This window comes from Hungatella hathewayi WAL-18680 (assembly GCF_000235505.1).
GTDB classification, from domain to species: domain Bacteria; phylum Bacillota; class Clostridia; order Lachnospirales; family Lachnospiraceae; genus Hungatella_A; species Hungatella_A hathewayi_A.
Map to the genome: position 1 here is coordinate 353,247 of NZ_JH379027.1, position 18,625 is coordinate 371,871.

The following is an 18,625-nucleotide window of genomic DNA, read 5'->3' on the forward strand; positions in this document are numbered from 1 at the left end:
ATGAGCGCAACCATCAATTATGAGGTAAGGCTTCTGGCGGTAAGCTTTCTGACGGGGGTGGGGCTGCTGGTGGTCTATGATTGTCTGCGGGTATTCCGCCTTCTGTGTCCTCACAGCGATATTGCCGTTGGAATAGAAGACATGCTCTATTGGATATATTCGGCACTGATGACATTCAGCCTGCTGTACCGGGAAAATGACGGCGATATCCGGGCCTACGCCGTGGTGTCGGCCTTCGTGGGAATGGCCCTGTATCAGTGGCTTGTCAGCCGTAATTTCCTAAAGTACTTGAAAAAACTGTTAAAGTATCTTAGAATGAAGACAGGTAAACATAAAACGGAAAGACAGAAGAAACGAAACGAGAAGAAAAGCGGGAAACAGCGCGAGAAATTGAAAAAGCGTGAGACAAGCAGACACAGGAAGCAGACATCAATAAAAGAAGCCGGTGATTGAATGAGAGTCAGAGTTTCAAAGAAGAAGAAAAAAGACAAGCTGGGCAACCGGATGGCGTTGCTGGGCATTACATTTGTGGTTATCAGTATGGCCGTTGTGGTCAATCTGCGCGGCGCGTCGTTAAAAGATAAGGAACTGCAGTACCAGATGAAGGAAGAGACCCTGCAAAAGCGCCTGGAGCAGGAGGAGCAGAGGGCCGAGCAGCTGGAGGAGCAGAGAATCTATGTCCAGACCAAGCAGTACATAGAGAAAGTAGCCAAGGAAAAACTGGGGCTGGTGAATCCCGATGAGATTCTGTTAAAACCGGCCGAATAATAACAGGAATATTTTGTCGATGAGTTTCATGGATTTGCGTCCATGAAATGACATTTATTTCCCTTCTGACCATGTATAATGCCAGTGGAGAAGGAATGCCCGGGAGGGGCATTTCCGAAAGACCGGCCCACGAAAGCGGTGGGAGATACAGGTTAGGAGGGATTTTTTGTGTTGAATCGAAGGAGCGGCCATAAGGATATGGCCGATATTCATGTATATACGGCAAAGAAACTGAGCGATATGGCCGGTTCCCTGGAGGAGTTGGCGAAATCCTTTGATGACGAGATAAACGGAGGGGGACGTCTGACGAAGGAGGACGGGCTGGCCGCCATGCAGACTGCCGGCGCCATGGTGTGCGGGGACTGCCGCCGGTGCAACGTGTATTCCGATACGGAAAAGGAGGACAGCTATTATCTGTACTATCTGCTGAGAGCCTTTGAGCAGAAGGGCAGCATCGACTATGAGGACATGCCAAGACTGTTTCAGGAGACCTGCCGGAGGAAAGAGGATTATCTGGGGCAGCTGAACCGCCATCTGGGGAAGGCCACCATGAATCTGTCCTGGAAGAACCGGTTTCTGGAGAGCCGGGACGCGGTGGTGTCCCAGTTTCGGGAACTGGCGGTGATATTGGAGGAGTTCTCCAGACAGATGGAGGAGGCGGTCGACGTGACGTCCCAGTACGAGCGGGCGGTGCGCCGGGTCTTCTATCATCAGAACATGGTGATTGACCATATGCTGATTCTGGAGTACGAGAACCGCTGCCGGGAGGCATTTCTCACGGTGAAAACCAATCATGGGAAATGCATCACGACAAAAGAAGCGGCCGGCTATCTGGGACAGGCTATGGGAGACGGCGAGTGGGATGTGGCCAGGGACAGCAAGGTGATTGTGACCAGGCAGTTTGCCACTATCCGGTTTATCGAGAGCGGGAAATACCGGGCGCTTTACGGCGTGGCCAAGGCGGTGAAACAGGGAGAAGCAATATCGGGGGATAATTATACCTTCTGTGAGAATACGTCCGGGCAGGTGGTGATGAGTCTGTCGGACGGTATGGGCAGCGGGGAGACGGCCTGGGAGGAGAGCAAGCGGGTCATCGAACTGACAGAGCAGCTGCTGGCCGCCGGCTACTCGCCAAGGTCGGCATTAAAGCTGGTCAATACCATCCTTTTGCTGGCCGGCACGGAGCAGCACCCGGCCACCATTGATTTGTGCTGCATAGACTTGTATACCGGTGTGCTGGAAGTGATGAAGCTGGGGGCGGTTGCCACCTTTATCATCGGAGATGACGGCGTGGAGCTTCTGGAGGCGGTGGATGTGCCAGCGGGGGTATTAAATCCCGTTGAGCCGGTGCTGCTGTCCAGGAAGCTGTGGGAGAACAACCGGATTGTGATGGTCAGCGACGGGGTGCTGGACGCGCTGCCGGGGGCGGAGAAGGAGCAGGTCATGAAGGATTTTCTGGAAAGCATCCCAAGGAGGACGCCCCAGGATATGGCGGAGCGGATACTGGAGTTTGCCGCCTCGTTTGCGGAGAGCGCCAGAGACGACATGACGGTGCTGACGGCGGGAATCTGGAAGAGAAATTAAGGATACGGCTGACAGGCGGGTCTGCAGCCGTAACAAAAGAATTGCAACTGCGGGGAAATCCTAGTATACTATCCACAGATGTAACAGTTTAGACGGTTATTGGGCTGTTTTTAGAGAATGACGGATTGAGGAATGATATCATGCAAAAGAAGGTGAGGGACTATATATCGTCCTGCCATATGCTTGAGGAGGGGGAGCAGGTGATTGCCGCGGTGTCCGGTGGGGCGGATTCGGTGTGCCTGCTTCATCTTCTTGTGGGGCTTCGTAAGGAACTGCATATCGGCGTCAGCGCCGTCCACGTCCACCACGGTATCCGTGGGGAGGAGGCGGACAGGGACGCGTCTTTTACGGAGGAACTCTGCCGGAGTCTGGGGGTCCCCTGTCTTGTGGTGCGCAAAGATGTGCCGGGATATGCCGCCCGGCATTCCATGTCCCTGGAGGAAGCGGGGAGATACCTGCGCTATGAGGCATTTGGGGAGGAGGCCAGGCGGCTTGGCGGGGCCAAGATTGCGGTGGCCCACCACAGCGGAGACCAGGCGGAGACCATTTTACACAATCTGCTCCGGGGCAGCAGTCTGAAAGGACTGGGGGGGATGGAGCCGGTGCGGGATGGCATTATCCGGCCGCTTCTGACCTGCAGCCGGGAGGAGATCCTGGATTATCTGGGACAGAACGGTCTCACCTACTGCGAGGATTCCACCAACGCCGGCGGCGATTACACCAGGAACCGCCTGCGCAACGTCATTATCCCGCAGCTTGTCAGTGAAATAAATCACGGGGCGGTGGAACATATTATCCGCGCCGGGGATATGATAGGGCAGGCGGATGCATATATTAAAAAAGCGGCTGTCAGGGAACTGGAAGTCCATGGACAGTGGGAAGAAGAGCGGGCAGGGATGGATACGGATGTCCTGAAGGAACTTGACGGGATTGTGGGAAGCTATGTCATCATGGAGATGATAACCAGGCTTGGCGGCTCCAGCAAAGACATCACGTCCCGGCATGTGGCGCTGGTACGGGAACTTCTTGACAAGGAAGTGGGCGCCCGGCTGAATCTGCCTTATGCACTGACTGCCAGAAGAAGTTATACGAAATTGTGGATAGAGCGTGAAAATAAATCCACTCCTGTGGATAACATTCCGGAAATTCCCCTTCCAACGCCGGTATTTACTGTGCTGGAGCGGGAAAAACATCAGAAATTTCCAGAAAATGAGTATACGAAATGGTTTGATTATGATAAAATAAAGGGTACGTTATCTGTTAGGACCCGGCAAACGGGAGATTATATCACTTTGAGGGATGGAAAACGGAAAACCGTGAAATCCTATATGATTGATGAGAAAATTGAGAGAGAGCTGCGGGATGGAATTCCGCTTCTGGCAGAGGGAAACCATGTTTTATGGATTGTCGGATATCGAATCAGTGAATATTATAAGATAACAGAGGAAACGAAGAAGATACTGCAAGTACAGATGGATGGAGGAAGAGACCATGGCAGATAAGATTCGGGTTTTAATCCCTGAAGAAGAGGTCAACAAGAGAATCAGTGAAGTGGCGGCACAGATAAGCAAGGATTATGAGGGACGTGATATTCACCTCATCTGCATTTTAAAGGGAGGCGTGTTCTTTACCTGTGAACTGGCGAAGAGGATTACGGTTCCGGTATCCCTTGATTTCATGTCCGTGTCCAGCTACGGGGCAGGCACCGTGTCCAGCGGCGTTGTGAGAATCATCAAGGATTTGGATGAACCGCTTGACGGCAAGGATGTCCTGATTGTGGAGGATATCATTGACTCGGGCAGAACTCTGGCTTACCTGATTGAGGTCTTAAAACAGAGGAATCCGAAACGGATCCAGCTGTGCACCCTGCTTGACAAACCGGAGCGCAGAGTGAAGAAAGAGGTGGAGGTAGCGTACACCTGCTTTACCATTCCGGACGAATTTGTAGTGGGATACGGTCTGGATTACGACCAGAAATATAGAAATCTGCCATACATCGGAGTGGTGGAACAATAAATAACGACAGTCAGAATATAAGGAGGCAGCTAGTTGAAACAACGTCAGCCATTAAGCGGTTTTGGGTTTATCGTGCTGGCCATCATGATTGTCATGCTGGCTACAACATTTAACAGACAAAATTACAGTGAAAAGATTACGACCCAGGAGTTTTTGACAGAACTGGAAGCGGGGAACGTGGCATCAGCAATTTTGAAGCCCAACAAGGAGACCCCGACGGGAGAACTTATCCTGCTCATGAAAGACGGCAAGGAGAAGCAGTTATACCGCTCCGATGTGGAAGCGACAGAGACGCTTTTGCTGGAACACGGAATTTCCTACGAATTGGAAAATGTGCCCCAGGAGAATTATCTCCTGACCATTGTACTGCCGATTATCATCTCGGCCGTGGTGTTGGTGGGGCTGTTCATGTTTATCAACGCCAGAGCGGCGGGAAGCGGCGGAGCCAACGCCAAGATGATGAACTTTGGCAAGAGCCGGGCCAAGATGAGCAAGGAGACCGGCAAGACCAATTTTAAGAAAGTGGCGGGACTGCAGGAGGAGAAGGAGGACTTGGAAGAACTGGTCGATTTCCTCCGCAATCCCCAGAAATACACGGCGGTAGGCGCCAGAATTCCGAAAGGTGTGATTCTGGTGGGCCCTCCGGGAACCGGTAAAACACTGCTTGCCAAGGCGGTGGCCGGGGAGGCGGGAGTGCCGTTCTTCAGCATTTCCGGTTCGGACTTTGTGGAGATGTTTGTCGGTGTCGGCGCGTCCAGAGTCCGGGATTTGTTTGAGGAGGCCAAGAAGAACGCCCCCTGTATCGTGTTTATCGACGAGATTGACGCGGTGGCAAGACGGAGAGGCACCGGCATGGGCGGCGGCCACGATGAGAGGGAGCAGACATTGAACCAGCTGCTGGTTGAGATGGACGGCTTCGGAGTCAACGAGGGCATCATCGTGATGGCGGCCACCAACCGTGTGGATATTCTGGACCCGGCTATTTTGAGACCGGGACGTTTTGACAGAAAGATTGGAGTGGGCCGGCCGGATGTGAAGGGCCGGGAAGAGATTCTGGAAGTTCACTCCAAGGAAAAGCCATTAGGCGAGGATGTGGATTTGAACCGGGTGGCCAGAACTACCTCCGGCTTTACCGGCGCGGATTTGGAGAACCTGCTCAATGAGGCGGCCATCGTGGCGGCCAGGGAAGGGCGCAAGTTCATCCAGCAGGCGGATATTGACCGCTCCTTTATCAAGGTGGGAATCGGTGCGGAGAAGCACAGCAAGGTGATATCCGAGAAGGAGAAGAAGATTACGGCTTACCACGAGGCAGGGCATGCCATATTATTCCATGTGCTTCCTGATGTGGGACCGGTGCATACGATATCCATCATTCCTACGGGAATGGGAGCGGCAGGCTACACCATGCCTCTGCCGGAAAATGATGAACTGTTCAACAGCAAGGGCAAGATGCTTCAGAATATCATGGTGTCCCTGGGAGGAAGAATCGCGGAGGAGATTATCTTCGACGATGTGACCACCGGAGCATCCCAGGATATCAAGCAGGCGACGAGCATCGCCCGGGCGATGGTGACCAAGTACGGAATGTCGGATAAGGTAGGTATGATTAACTACGACAATGACGACGATGAGGTGTTCATCGGCAGAGATTTGGCGCACACCAAGAGCTACGGGGAGCATGTGGCCTCAGCCATTGACAGCGAGGTGAAGAGAATTATTGACGAGTGTTATGAGAAGGCCAGAGCCATTATTCAGGAACACGTGTCCGTTTTACACCGCTGTACGGAGCTTTTAATCGAGAAAGAGAAGATTGGACAGGAAGAATTCGAAAGTTTGTTCGAATAATTGGAAAAGTTGCACAAAAATTACGATACCTTTTTGTGAAGTTTGTGCAGGCTGATTCTTACATCCTGGGGGAACTTATGATATTATAATTAACGTAACCCCCCCCCAATACATTATATAGTTTTTGCTACACCCCATAAGTAACGAAATACCTTCTCCTAAAAGAGCCAGCTACCCCGCTGGCTCTTTTAATGTCTATGGACAAGAAAACGTATTCGTGCGCGTGAAGGGGCGTCAGGGCAGTAAATATCTTTCATCTGCGGGTGCGATTGGCTGTTGTATATTTGGGCAGAATCATATAAAATAGAGTTATGAGGGTGGTATTAAGAAGGGAAATAGAATTGATGGAACCTGAGAATTTGACGTTGAATATAGAAAAGTTAAACAGACAGGCGCTGTTTTGTGACGAGAACGAGGATTTCCGCATTCCGCCGGAACCGGATGCCGGGGAGCAGGTGACGCTTCGGTTCCGGACGGCGAAGAACAATGCGGACCATGTCTATTATATAGAAGAAGGAAAAACCCTGGAAGTGGAGATGGAGAAGGCGGATAGTGATGAGATGTTTGATTACTACGAGCATCACTTCACGGTTGGGGAACAGGTGGTGTGTTACCGCTTCCGGGTGGAGAAGGGCGAGGAAATCTGCCATTACAACCGCCTGGGGGCCGCTATGGATACCCAGAGCTGTTTCAGTTTCCGGATTACGCCGGGGTTTCACACGCCGGAATGGGCCAAGGGCGCGGTGATGTACCAGATATTTGTGGATCGGTTCCGCTGTGGCGATACCAACAACAATGTGGAGACGGGAGAGTATGTCTATATCGGGCGGCCGGTATACCGGGTGGATGAATGGGACCGCTATCCGTCCACTATGGATGTGGGATGCTTTTATGGCGGAGATCTGCAAGGTGTCCGGGATAAGTTGGATTATATCCAGTCCCTGGGGGTGGAAGTCATTTATTTCAACCCTATCTTTGTGTCGCCGTCCAACCACAAGTACGACTGCCAGGATTACGACCATATTGACCCCCATTACGGGAAAATTGTGAAGGATGGCGGGGAACTGGTGGCGGAGGACGCCAAGGACAACAGCGGCGCGTCCAAATATGTGATCCGTTCGGCGGATAAGGCCAATCTGGATGCCAGTGACAAGTTTTTTGCCGATTTTATGGAGGAGATACACAGCCGGGGGATGAGAGTTATCATTGACGGCGTGTTTAATCACTGCGGCTCCTTTAACAAGTGGCTGGACAGGGAATTGATTTATGAGCGGGACGGCTCCTACGATTGCGGAGCCTATGTGTCGGCGGACAGTCCCTACCGGACTTTCTTCAAGTTCTTCCGGGAGGACGCGTGGCCGAATAATCCCAACTACGACGGATGGTGGGGCCATGACACGCTGCCGAAGCTGAATTACGAGGAGTCGCCGAAGCTGTATGAGTACATTATGAATATAGCCAGAAAATGGGTGTCTCCGCCCTACTGTGTGGATGGCTGGCGGCTGGATGTGGCGGCGGATTTGGGCCACAGCAGTGAGTTTAACCATCAGTTCTGGAGAGATTTCCGGAAGGTGGTCAAGGAGGCCAACCCGGAGGCGTTGATTCTGGCGGAGCACTATGGGGACCCTATCGAATGGCTTCAGGGGGACCAGTGGGATACCATTATGAATTATGACGCGTTTATGGAGCCGCTGACCTGGTTTTTGACAGGGATGGAGAAGCACAGCGACGAGTGCAACGCGAGTCTTTACGGGGACGGGGAGAATTTCTTCCGCTCCATGTATTACCACATGAGCCGGATGCAGACCCAGTCGGTGCAGACAGCCATGAACGAGCTGTCCAACCACGACCATTCCCGGTTTATGACGAGGACCAACCGGACTGTGGGCCGTATCGGCAATATGGGACCGGCCGCGGCGGAGAAGGGCGTGCATCACGGGATTTTCCGGGAGGGCGTGCTGATTCAGATGACCTGGCCGGGGGCGCCGACCATCTATTACGGCGACGAGACCGGCATGTGCGGCTGGACGGACCCGGACAACCGGAGAACCTATCCCTGGGGACGGGAGGACCACGAGCTGATCGAGTTCCACAAGTATATGGTGAGTATCCATAAAAAGAACGCGGCGCTTCGCAGGGGCTCTTTGAAGAAGTTGCTGGCGGACAGACAGCTGATATCCTACGGCCGCTTCTGTGGCAATAACCGCTGCGTGGTAGTGGTGAATAACAGTGCCGTCAGCCGTACCGTGAAGGTACCGGTCTGGGAAATCGGAATCTGCGACAATGACCGGTTGACGAGAGTGATGATGACGTATACGGAAGGGTATAACGTGGGCGCCGTGGACTGCCCGGTGGAAGATGGGATATTGACATTGGAGATGTGTGGAAACTCAGGGATAGTGCTGGTGTCCAATAAAGATGAGCGGAGAGAGCCGGTAGAGAAAAACGAACAGGCCGGGCAAAGCAAACAACTAGAGCAAAGCGAACAGATAAAACCAGCTGAATAAGCAGACAGATATTAGAACCCGGCGGATGACAAGTCCGTCCGGGTTCTTTTTTTATGAAAATTACGCAAACGATTGGGTAATATTTTTTGCTAATGGAGTTGACAAATTGATTTACATAGGGTAATATTCATATATACACACGTGTTGATAAAGAAATAATTTAACATATTACACAAAACGAAAGGAGGAGCTATGGAGAAACAATTGAATATTGGTTTTCTTACCACCTACTCCGGACGGTGGCCCCAGGAGGTACCTAATCAGAGGAACCGGGAGTACGGGGACTGGCTGGAGGCGAATCTGCCAAAACTTCATGTGGTGAGGGCGGATGTGCTGGGATGCGGGAAAGCCGAGGTGGCTGCCATAACCAGGCAGTTTAAGGAAGCGGAAGTGGATGTCATCGTGATGGTGTACGGAGCATTTACAGGAGATGACATATCGACCTATCTGAGTGAGATGCTGAAGGTTCCGATTATCCTGTGGGCGCCCTACGAGGTACCGTTTCAGAAGGACGACAGACTTTACTCCAACGCCCTGTGCGCCATGACCATGAATTCAGCGGCCCTTCGCAGAGTGGGAGTCAAGTGCCACACCGTCTACGGGAGCTGGGATGATGAGCGGGCGGCCAGGAAGGTGAAGTCCCTGCTGATGGCCTACCACACGGTGAAATGTCTGAAACATACCCAGCTTGGTCTGCTCGGTTACCGGCCTACGGCATTTTACAATTGTGCCTTTGACGAATCCCTGATTCGCAGAGTGTTCGGTGTGAAGATTGAGGAGACGGATTTGAAGGTGGTGTTTGACAAGATGGACGCCCTGCTGAAGGAAGCGTACGAGGCGGACATGGCGAAGATGGAGCAGGAATTTGACACCAGCAGAGTGCCGGAGGGACATTTAGAGAATCACTCCAAACTGTATCTGGCATTGAAGGACGTGATGGCGGAGCAGGGCTACGATTTCGGAACGTTGAAATGCTGGCCGGAGATGGGCAATTTACATACGACGCCATGCGCGGTATTGGGGCGATTGGCGGACGAGGGCATCAATATTGGATGCGAGGGCGACGTGGACGCGGAGCTGGCCCAGATGGCCGAGTTCTATCTGACCGGGCAGCCCAGCTTTATTACCGATATGATTAACATTGACGAGAAAGAGAATGTGATGACATTCTGGCATTGCGGCAACGCGGCGCCATCTCTGTGCAACCCCAAGTATCCGGTATCCATGTGCAACCATCCGCTGGCTGGACAGGGAACCGCCTTTTACGGGGCGCTGAAACCCGGTAAGGTGACTGCCGCCAGATTCTGTAATCTGGGCGGGGAATACAAGCTGTTCCTGCTGTGGGGAGAAGCGGTGGATATGGACCGATATACCAAAGGCATCATGGCCAATATCCGGGTGGAGAAACCGGTGAGAGAGATTATTGAGCAGATCATCGAGGAGGGAGTGCCCCACCATTACAGCCTTGTATGGGCGGATGTGGCAGACGAACTGAAGGAAGTCTGCGGGCTGCTTGGAATCCAGGTGATTGAGGCATAGGACCTGCGGGCAGCGTGGCAGAGTTAGTTATCCGAAAGCATCAGGCGAAATAACCGCATGAAATGGAAAGGAACATTTGACAGCTGTCTGAGGAAAAGATAAACTATACATATTCGATGATATAGTTTAGAAAAGAGGATTTCCTATGAATCAGAACGGTGAACGGGTGACAAGGGCGGATGTGGCGAAGCTGGCGGGTGTCAGCGAGACCATCGTCTCCTATGTGATAAACAATAACCGCTACGTAGCCAAGGAAAAGCGTGTACGGGTGGAGGAAGCCATCAGCGCGCTGAACTACCGGCCCAACAACGTGGCGAGAGCATTAAAAGGCAAGCACAGCAATCAGATCCTGTTTATTGCCGACCAGATAACCAACGAGTATTTCAGCCGCATTGTCAGCGAGATGGATAAATACGCCTACGAGGCGGGCTATCTGATCTCCCTGTGCGCCAACCGGAACACGCCGGAATTTGTGTCCCAGGTCATCAGCAGACAGTATGACGGCATCATTATCAGTTCCACCAGCTTTCCCACGGAATATGTGAAGGAGTTGGACAATGCGGGGATTCCTGTGGTGATGTTTAAGCACCGCAGAAGGCAGCAGCTGCCGGAGCGGGTGGCCGTTCTGGCGTCCGGACTGTATACGGGGGCCAGAGACTGTGTCAGCCATCTGGCGGAGACCGGGAGGAAGAATATTATCTACATCGACCGTATCAGCCGCAGAGGAAACCGGAGCACGGAAGATGATTTGAGGCTCAGCGGATTTGTTGATGAGATGAACGCGAGGGGATTCCGTCTGGATGAGTATAGCACCGTGGCCGGCTGCCACAATGAGATGGAGCTGACAGAGGCGGTGGCAAAACGATTGAAGGAAGGCCCCAAAGTAGACGGAATGTTTGGCAGAAATGATATGGTAGCCTGTATCGCCATGAATGCGGCCATGAGCCTTGGTTACAAGGTGCCGCAGGATTTGGGCGTTATCGGCTTTGATAACTCCAGCATCAGCCAGTTCTGTTCCCCACGTCTCAGCACCATGGAGATGCAGCGGGAGGAAATCAGTCGTACGGCGATCCAGATGATTATGGATATGGTGGACGGAAAACGGCCGGAGAATGCGGAGTTTCGCACGAATTTAATCGTGCGGGAGAGTACCTGATGGAAGGGGTACTCTCTGTGATAAGAAAATTGCGGAATTGAGGTTTTTTGTCCCAGATATACACACGAGTGTACAAATGCGGGGAGGACAACGTGGGACGCTCCGGTCATACGGCCGGAAACCTGGATTCTGTGATGAGATAAACCTAAAACAAAATGTTAAAGAGAAAGAGAGGGTATTATTTATGAAGAAAAGACTGTTAGCACTTGCAATGGCATCAGTTATGGTTATCGGAACAGGATGTTCCAGCGGAAAGACTGACGCACCGGCCACAACACCGGCACAGACGGAGGCTAAGACAGAGTCCAAGGCGGAGACCGACGCACCGAAGGAGACGGAAGGCTCCATGGAGCCAGTGACCATCAAGGTAGCCAACTACGCGCTGTTGGAGCAGGGCTACGAGGCATTCTGGAACGGCGTAAAGACCGGTTTTGAGGCGGAGAACCCCAACATTACCATCGAGTGGGTGACAGCCCCTTACGGCGAGATTGTGAACCAGGTTATCAACATGGCAGGCGGCGGTGACAGAATTGATATGATATTCGGCGAGATTGGATGGGTACCAGGTCTTGCGGATGCAGGGCTTACCGTGCCGGTAACCGATGTACTGCCGGCCGACTATCTGGCGGATTTCTATCCGGCGATTCTGGATTCCTTCAACATTGACGGCCAGCCTTACGGACTGCCCATGTACGTGTCTCCCTACGTTCTGTACTACAATACGGAACTGTTTGAGCAGGCAGGTCTTGACCCGGCGGCTCCTCCGACAACCTATGATGAGATGTTAGAGTATGCGGAGAAACTCTCCAAACTGAAAGACTCCAACGGTAACCCGGTTTACGCCTTTGGCCAGACAACAGCATCCGTACCGGTATCCGGTTCCTCGATTAACGGCATGATTTTCAACTTCGGCGGCACTCTGCTGGCAGACGACGGCACCTTAAGCGTTGACAACCAGGGATTCAAGGATGCCATCACCATGTTAAAGACACTGGATGAGAAGGGCTACAACCCGCAGAATGCGAAGTTAAAAGACTTGAGAAACTTGTTTGCACTGGGACAGCTGGCAATGTACTATGACCAGTCCTGGGGCTTCAACGGAATTCAGTCTATCAACCCGGATGCCAAGAACTTTACCGCTTCCGCAAAACCACTGTCAGGCGGAGCAGGCAAGGGACAGAGTATCTTACAGGCACACTGCCTGATGTATGCCGACAACGGCGATGCTCAGAGAGAGGCATGCAGCAAGCTGACCCAGTATCTGGTAACCTCTGAAGTGTTAAATGATTATCTTGCAAACATTACACCTGCTTATCCGGCGAAAAAGGATATGGAAGGCAGCGAGAATATGAACCCGGTACTGGCAGGCGCGGCAGGTTCCGCTGAGAATGTAACCGCCCAGGTATTCGTTCCCCAGATTAATGATTTGAACCTGGAGCTGTGTACACTGGCACAGTCCGTAACCGTATCCGGCAAGGATGTGGACGCGGCGATTGCGGACTTTAAGAAAGCGGCGGAAGCGATTCTGGAGCAGTAGAAGAGCAGACGCAGATTCGGAAATGAAGATATGGAGGTATTTTTATGGAACGTGGCAGAACGTTAAGCAGGTCAATGAAAGATAAACTGTTTTCGCTGCTTCTGGCATCACCGGCAATCATCATGACGACCGTTTTTATTCTGGTTCCCGTGGTTGACTCGGTTATCAAGAGCTTTACGAAGTACCAGATAAAAAATATCATCAGTGGAAAACCGGGAACCTGGAATAATTTTCAGAACTATATCAAGTTATTTCAGAATGCAAAGCTGCCGCAGGCCATATCGAATACATTTATCTTCGTGATTGTGGTGGTACTGAGTGCATTTATCCTCGGTATGGCATTGTCTCTGATACTGAACAGCAATGTAAAAGGGGCAAAGATTATTCAGGGCGTTATGATGACGCCCTGGGTAATCCCCACGGTTATCTCGGCCTTAATCTGGATGTGGCTGTTCCAGCCCCAGTACGGCCTGGTGAAATATCTGATTTCGGTGTTTAGCGGCGGGACGGTAACGAATCTTGCGGTGCTGAATAACCCGAAAACAGCCCTCATGGGCGTCAGTATCGCGGCGCTGTGGAAGCAGGTCCCGCTGATGACCCTGTTACTCCTGGCAGGACTTCAGAACGTGCCGGAGGAGCTTTTGGAGGCGGCCACGGTGGACGGCGCCAACCGGGTGCAGAAGTTCCTGCACATCACGATACCCAGCATGCGGAGCGTCATCAGTATCGCGGTATCCATGTCCATCATTGAGAATTTCAAGCAGTTCCCGCTGTTCTGGACCATGACCGGAGGCGGACCGGACGGAGCAACGACCACACTGGCTATCTTAAGTTACCGGGAGGCGTTTGTCAGCCAGGATTTAGGTTCCGGCGCGGCGGTAACCACCGTCTGGATGCTGTTGATGATTGGCGTTATCTTTATCTACAACAAGCTGTTTAAAAAATCTGACGATTAAGGAGGGGAATAGCCATGAAGAGAAAACAGATAGGACTTCAGTGTCTGATGTATGCGATTATGGCCCTGATTCTTGTATTTCTGCTGTTCCCCGTCTACTGGATGGTTGTGACAGCTTTGAAAACCAATATGGAGGCTTACAAATATCCTCCCACCCTGGCGCCAAACGAACCGACGGTGTCCAGTTTCAAGAGCCTGCTGACGGTAAATAATCAGTTTTTTGTATACTATAAGAACAACTTTATTGTCTCCGGCTTTGCAGCATTGATTTCCACCTGTGTGGCACTGGTATCCGGTTATGCGCTGTCCCGTTTTCATTTCAAATGGAACCGGTGGATTCTGGCGGGCCTGTTATCATCCCAGATGTTCCCGGTTGTCAGCCGTATGATATCCCTGTACGGACTGCTTGGGAAAGTAAACCTGATTAACACCAGAGTCGGGCTGATACTGGCCGTGGTGGCGGCGCAGATTCCGTTCTGCACCATCCTGATGTCCAGTTTCTACGACGCAATACCCAGGGAACTGGAGGAGGCGGCCACGGTAGACGGCTCCAAGCGTTTCCAGACCCTGTTCCAGGTGATTGTGCCTTTGGTGAAGCCTGGAATCCTGGCGGTAGGCATTTATTCCTTCCTGATGACATGGGATGATTATCTGCATGCGGCCACGCTGATTCAGACAGATGCCCTGCGGACGCTGTCAGTAGGAATTGCACTTCGCTATCTCGGTGAGCTTTCCTATGACTGGTCGCTGGTCAACGCCATCTCCGTTGTGGGGGCGCTGCCGATGATTCTGCTGTTTGTCTTCTTCCAGAAGTATATGGTGAAGGGACTTGTTGCAGGGGCAGTAAAAGGATAGCAGAAAAAAGGAGAATACAACTATGTTAGTGACAAATAGAGAGAATATGATACATGCGGCCAAGTCCGGCTACGCCATACCGGCCATTAACACCCAGGGGGGGAATTTTGACATCATCTGGGCAGTCTGCAAGGCGGCGGAGGAGTTGAAATCCCCAGTCATTCTGGCCCATTATGTGAACACGGGAGCTTACTCTGGCCATGACTGGTTTGTGGAGGTGTGCCGCTGGTGCGCCAACAAGGTGTCGGTGCCGGTGTCCATTCATCTGGACCACGGAGCGGATTTTGAAATCTGCATGGAGGCGTTAAAGCTGGGATTCACGTCGGTGATGATTGACGGTTCCACAAAGCCCATCGAGGAAAATGCGGCCATGACCAACGAGGTTATCAAGGTGGCCAAATGCTTCGACGTGCCGGTGGAAGCCGAGATAGGGGAACTCCTCCGTCTCGACAACCTGGGAACGGTGATGGAGAACAAGAATATCGTGGACCCGGAGGAAGTGAGACGGTTCCTGGAACTATGCCAACCGGATTCATTGGCTATCGGTATCGGCAATGCTCACGGGTATTACCGGGGCGAGCCGGATATCCATCTGGACGTTTTGAAGGCGGTGAGGGAGTTCACGGATATTCCGCTGGTGCTTCACGGCTGTACGGGAATGAAGGAAGAGGTTGTGAAAGAGGCCATTAAGCTGGGCGTGGCGAAGATTAACTTCGGCACGGAAATCCGGTATAAATATGTGGAGCATTACGAGGAAGGTCTTAGGACGCTGAACCACCAGGGACATTCCTGGAAGCTGTCCCAGTTTGCCAACGAAAAACTGCAGGAGGATGTGAAGAAGATTATCCTGCTGGCCGGCTCGGACGGGAAAGCGGAAGCAAGGTGACGGGATGGAGCGGCCTAACATAATCTTTTATTTTACGGACCAGCAGAGATGGGATACCATCGGGTGCTATGGACAGAAGCTGGATGTGACGCCGAATCTGGACCGGCTTGCCGGGGACGGCGTGGTGTTTGAGGAGGCGTATACGGCCCAGCCGGTCTGCGGACCTTGCAGGGCGCTGTTCCAGACGGGGAAATATCCGCTGGAGCTGGGATGCTACAAGAACAATATCGCGCTTCCGCCGGATGTAAAGACGGTGGCGGATTACCTGGAAGAGAGCGGTTATGAGACTGCCTATGTGGGGAAATGGCATCTGGCCAGCGGTGGAAACCGGTATGGGGAAGAGAAGGATGATTATAAGACGGATGCGGTTCCCCTGAATCGACGAGGCGGGTACCGGGGATTCTGGAGAGCGTCGGATGTGCTGGAATTCACCTCCCACGGGTATGGGGGATACGTGTTTGATGAAAATGGCAATCGGCATGATTTTACGGGGTACCGGGCGGACTGCATCACGGATTATGCCCTGGAGTTCCTGGATGGATATGACGGGAAGAAACCATTTTTTATGACCATTTCCCAGATTGAGCCCCATCATCAGAATGACCATGACCGGTATGAAGGACCGGATGGCTCAAAGGAGCGGTTTAGGGAGTTTGAGCTTCCGCCTGATTTGAAGCTGCCGGGAAGCAACGCGGCGGAGGAGTATCCGGATTATCTGGGATGCTGCAGGAGTCTGGATGAGAATCTGGGGCGGCTGGTGGAGAAGCTGCGGGAAAAGGGGCTGTATGAGAATACGGTGATTGTGTTTGCTTCGGACCACGGCTCCCATTTTAAGACGAGAAACCGGGATGAGCATTTGAACGGGTATGACGATTATAAGAGGTCGTGCCACTCCGGCTGTCTCCATGTGCCGTTAGTGATAGCGGGACCCGGATGGCGGGGCGGAAGAAGGATAAAGAATCTGGTCAGCACAGCCAGTCTTCCGAAGACCTGGCTTGCCATGGCGGGAATTGACGTGGGAGACGGGATGATTGGCGAGGATTTGCGGGATGTAGCGGACGGAAGGAGTGCTGGGCGGAGAGAGGAAATCTATGCCCAGATCAGCGAGAGCCGTGTGGGCCGGTGCATCCGCACGCCGGAGTACCTGTATGCAGTATACGCACCGGGGATGGACGGACGGGAAGCGGGACGCAGCGATGTGTACCGGGATGATTTTCTGTATGATTTGAGAAAGGACCCCTATGAGCTGGTGAATGTGGTTCACGAGGAGGAATACCGAGCGGTCCGGGATGAGATGGCGGAGCGGCTCCTTGCGCTGATGGAAGAAGCGGGGGAGAGTGGAGCCAGGATTCAGATGTAACAGGCTGAACAGACTGAAAGGAAGGGATATTTTAAACATGGAAAAGAAAAACAGTGAGATAACGTATCGTGAGATGTATTTACAGCCAGATTCATTTTCGGCCATCAATGGCAGTCTGGATGGCATCTATGAGGTGCTGGAGCAGGTGTTTGCGGAGAAATATGACGAACTGATATTTACGGGGTGCGGGACCTCCCTCTATCTGGCGCAGGCGGCGGCCCACGCATTTTCTACCTACAATGCAGTGCCGGCTAAGGCGATGTGCTGCTCGGAGCTTTATTATTTCCCGGAAAATTATGTGAAGGACAGGAAGGTGCTGGTGCTTCCCATAACCAGAAAGAGCTATACCACGGAAGTGCGGATGGCGATTGACAAAGTGAGAAGTTTTCTGGGTGTGAAGACACTTGCCATCACCTGCGACGGGGACAGTGCCCTGTACAACGACTATGTGGCCCTCTCCCCGGATACGGCGGAGGACAGCGTTATCATGACCCGCTCCTTTACCAGCATGGTATATCTGGCAGCGGTGATTGCCATGTATGCAGGCGGCCGGAAAGACGAAATCGAGGCCATGGCCGGTTATGCGGCTAACGCACAGGATGCGCTGAAGAAAATGGACGATATGGCCAAAAAGATTGTGGCGGAGCATGAGCATCTGAAGCTGTATATCACCCTGGGGCAGGGCGTCTTCTACGGCGTTGCCAACGAGTGTATGAACAAGATGAAAGAGATGGGACTGACCAACTCTGAGGCATATTATACCCTGGAATACCGTCATGGACCTATGAGCCTTGTGGATGAGGATACCCTGGTTCTTTTGCTGGGAAGCGAGCATACGGCTGACGGTGACAGCAAGCTGCTGACAGAGATGAAGAGCTATGGGGCGGTAACGGCTGCTATCAGCAATCATGCGTCTACGGATTTCGCGGATGCGGATTATACCCTGGATTTGCCTTATGGATACAACGATGTGCAGAACGCGGCGCTGATTGGATTTATTGGCCAGTTTATGGGATACTACATTGCCGAGAAGAAGGGATTGGATGCGGATACGCCGAGACATCTCTCCCAGGCGATTGTCATTAAATAGAAGAAAATTTAACCAGAAAAACTTTCGAAAAATTGCTTGACTTTAAACCAGGTGCTATGATAAACTAATTTTTGCTTATCATAGCACCTATGGATGGGTTCCCGAGTGGCCAAAGGGGGCAGACTGTAAATCTGTTGCGACACGCTTCGATGGTTCGAATCCATCTCCATCCATTTTGGAATCGATTTTCCTTCTATTTTGGATACACTTCATGAGAGGTGGAGCGTATGGATAGAGTGAATCAGAGAACGAATCATTTGTTAGGCAGGAACATTAAGAGGTTGAGGCTGGAAAAGGGGTTGAGAAATAAGGATATGGTTGCCAGGTTACAGACTAGAAATGTGGATGTGACGACTGGGACATATAGTAAGATTGAGATGGGATTGAATAATCCTAGTGTGGATTTATTGATTGCCTTGACCGATATTTTCGGATGTGATTTTAATGCGTTTTTTGTGAATGAGGAAGAAAGCCGAGAGTAAGTTTTTTATGGACGCCCGTAAAAAGCGATGCATTGAAAAACGAAA

General features: G+C 52.0%; 16 protein-coding genes and 1 tRNA gene. All 17 read left to right on the forward strand.

The features are described 5' to 3' along the window. Positions 1–453, forward strand: coding sequence for a spore cortex biosynthesis protein YabQ (yabQ, locus tag HMPREF9473_RS01715; protein ID WP_006778323.1), 453 nt, complete (start codon positions 1–3; stop codon positions 451–453). Further along, positions 454–768 (forward strand): septum formation initiator, encoded by a 315-nt coding sequence (locus tag HMPREF9473_RS01720; RefSeq protein WP_006778324.1) that lies wholly within the window; start codon positions 454–456, stop codon positions 766–768. Positions 769–936: 168 nt separating this feature from the next. After that, a complete protein-coding gene (locus tag HMPREF9473_RS01725; protein ID WP_006778325.1) occupies positions 937–2,352 on the forward strand; it encodes a SpoIIE family protein phosphatase in 1,416 nt (471 codons plus the stop codon). 140 nt (positions 2,353–2,492) lie between these two features. Next, the gene (tilS, locus tag HMPREF9473_RS01730) at positions 2,493–3,854 is read left to right on the forward strand and encodes a tRNA lysidine(34) synthetase TilS (protein ID WP_006778326.1); all 1,362 of its coding nucleotides are present in this window, start codon (positions 2,493–2,495) and stop codon (positions 3,852–3,854) included. Beyond that, positions 3,844–4,368 (forward strand): hypoxanthine phosphoribosyltransferase, encoded by a 525-nt coding sequence (gene hpt / locus HMPREF9473_RS01735; RefSeq protein ID WP_006778327.1) that lies wholly within the window; start codon positions 3,844–3,846, stop codon positions 4,366–4,368. The genes tilS and hpt overlap by 11 nt, the downstream gene beginning before the upstream one ends. 33 nt (positions 4,369–4,401) lie before the next feature. Then, positions 4,402–6,213: an ATP-dependent zinc metalloprotease FtsH gene (ftsH, locus tag HMPREF9473_RS01740; protein ID WP_006778328.1), complete on the forward strand. Its 1,812-nt coding sequence runs from the start codon at positions 4,402–4,404 to the stop codon at positions 6,211–6,213. A gap of 344 nt (positions 6,214–6,557) precedes the next feature. Continuing rightward, positions 6,558–8,720, forward strand: a complete 2,163-nt coding sequence (locus tag HMPREF9473_RS01745; protein WP_006778329.1) for a glycoside hydrolase family 13 protein — start codon at positions 6,558–6,560, stop codon at positions 8,718–8,720. A 192-nt stretch (positions 8,721–8,912) separates the two neighbouring features. Then, on the forward strand, positions 8,913–10,259 hold the full coding sequence (locus tag HMPREF9473_RS01750; RefSeq protein ID WP_006778330.1) for an L-fucose/L-arabinose isomerase family protein: 1,347 nt from the start codon (positions 8,913–8,915) through the stop codon (positions 10,257–10,259). A 145-nt stretch (positions 10,260–10,404) separates the two neighbouring features. Then, positions 10,405–11,415 (forward strand): LacI family DNA-binding transcriptional regulator, encoded by a 1,011-nt coding sequence (locus HMPREF9473_RS01755; RefSeq protein WP_006778331.1) that lies wholly within the window; start codon positions 10,405–10,407, stop codon positions 11,413–11,415. A 184-nt stretch (positions 11,416–11,599) separates the two neighbouring features. Further along, a complete protein-coding gene (locus tag HMPREF9473_RS01760; protein ID WP_006778332.1) occupies positions 11,600–12,952 on the forward strand; it encodes an ABC transporter substrate-binding protein in 1,353 nt (450 codons plus the stop codon). A gap of 44 nt (positions 12,953–12,996) precedes the next feature. Beyond that, the gene (locus HMPREF9473_RS01765) at positions 12,997–13,908 is read left to right on the forward strand and encodes a carbohydrate ABC transporter permease (RefSeq protein ID WP_006778333.1); all 912 of its coding nucleotides are present in this window, start codon (positions 12,997–12,999) and stop codon (positions 13,906–13,908) included. A gap of 14 nt (positions 13,909–13,922) precedes the next feature. Beyond that, positions 13,923–14,762: a carbohydrate ABC transporter permease gene (locus tag HMPREF9473_RS01770; RefSeq protein WP_006778334.1), complete on the forward strand. Its 840-nt coding sequence runs from the start codon at positions 13,923–13,925 to the stop codon at positions 14,760–14,762. A 22-nt stretch (positions 14,763–14,784) separates the two neighbouring features. Then, positions 14,785–15,648 (forward strand): class II fructose-bisphosphate aldolase, encoded by an 864-nt coding sequence (locus tag HMPREF9473_RS01775; protein ID WP_006778335.1) that lies wholly within the window; start codon positions 14,785–14,787, stop codon positions 15,646–15,648. Between the two features lie 4 nt (positions 15,649–15,652). After that, entirely contained in the window at positions 15,653–17,008 is a 1,356-nt protein-coding gene (locus HMPREF9473_RS01780; RefSeq protein WP_006778336.1) for a sulfatase-like hydrolase/transferase, read from the forward strand. 37 nt (positions 17,009–17,045) lie between these two features. Beyond that, positions 17,046–18,098, forward strand: a complete 1,053-nt coding sequence (locus HMPREF9473_RS01785; protein ID WP_006778337.1) for an SIS domain-containing protein — start codon at positions 17,046–17,048, stop codon at positions 18,096–18,098. 91 nt (positions 18,099–18,189) lie between these two features. Beyond that, positions 18,190–18,271: transfer RNA gene (locus HMPREF9473_RS01790), tRNA-Tyr, on the forward strand. Between the two features lie 54 nt (positions 18,272–18,325). Then, positions 18,326–18,580 (forward strand): helix-turn-helix domain-containing protein, encoded by a 255-nt coding sequence (locus tag HMPREF9473_RS01795; protein WP_006778338.1) that lies wholly within the window; start codon positions 18,326–18,328, stop codon positions 18,578–18,580. Positions 18,581–18,625: the final 45 nt, after the last annotated feature.

Excerpts from the sequence above, each read along its gene's own strand:
- HMPREF9473_RS01765 (WP_006778333.1), top strand. The coding sequence starts at position 12,997 with ATGGAACGTGGCAGAACGTTAAGCAGGTCAATGAAAGATAAACTGTTT.
- HMPREF9473_RS01750 (WP_006778330.1), top strand. The coding sequence starts at position 8,913 with ATGGAGAAACAATTGAATATTGGTTTTCTTACCACCTACTCCGGACGG.
- HMPREF9473_RS01755 (WP_006778331.1), top strand. The coding sequence starts at position 10,405 with ATGAATCAGAACGGTGAACGGGTGACAAGGGCGGATGTGGCGAAGCTG.
- HMPREF9473_RS01720 (WP_006778324.1), top strand. The coding sequence starts at position 454 with ATGAGAGTCAGAGTTTCAAAGAAGAAGAAAAAAGACAAGCTGGGCAAC.
- HMPREF9473_RS01775 (WP_006778335.1), top strand. The coding sequence starts at position 14,785 with ATGTTAGTGACAAATAGAGAGAATATGATACATGCGGCCAAGTCCGGC.
- yabQ (WP_006778323.1), top strand. The coding sequence starts at position 1 with ATGAGCGCAACCATCAATTATGAGGTAAGGCTTCTGGCGGTAAGCTTT.
- HMPREF9473_RS01785 (WP_006778337.1), top strand. The coding sequence starts at position 17,046 with ATGGAAAAGAAAAACAGTGAGATAACGTATCGTGAGATGTATTTACAG.
- hpt (WP_006778327.1), top strand. The coding sequence starts at position 3,844 with ATGGCAGATAAGATTCGGGTTTTAATCCCTGAAGAAGAGGTCAACAAG.
- HMPREF9473_RS01780 (WP_006778336.1), top strand. The coding sequence starts at position 15,653 with ATGGAGCGGCCTAACATAATCTTTTATTTTACGGACCAGCAGAGATGG.
- HMPREF9473_RS01745 (WP_006778329.1), top strand. The coding sequence starts at position 6,558 with ATGGAACCTGAGAATTTGACGTTGAATATAGAAAAGTTAAACAGACAG.
- tilS (WP_006778326.1), top strand. The coding sequence starts at position 2,493 with ATGCAAAAGAAGGTGAGGGACTATATATCGTCCTGCCATATGCTTGAG.
- HMPREF9473_RS01770 (WP_006778334.1), top strand. The coding sequence starts at position 13,923 with ATGAAGAGAAAACAGATAGGACTTCAGTGTCTGATGTATGCGATTATG.
- HMPREF9473_RS01760 (WP_006778332.1), top strand. The coding sequence starts at position 11,600 with ATGAAGAAAAGACTGTTAGCACTTGCAATGGCATCAGTTATGGTTATC.
- HMPREF9473_RS01795 (WP_006778338.1), top strand. The coding sequence starts at position 18,326 with ATGGATAGAGTGAATCAGAGAACGAATCATTTGTTAGGCAGGAACATT.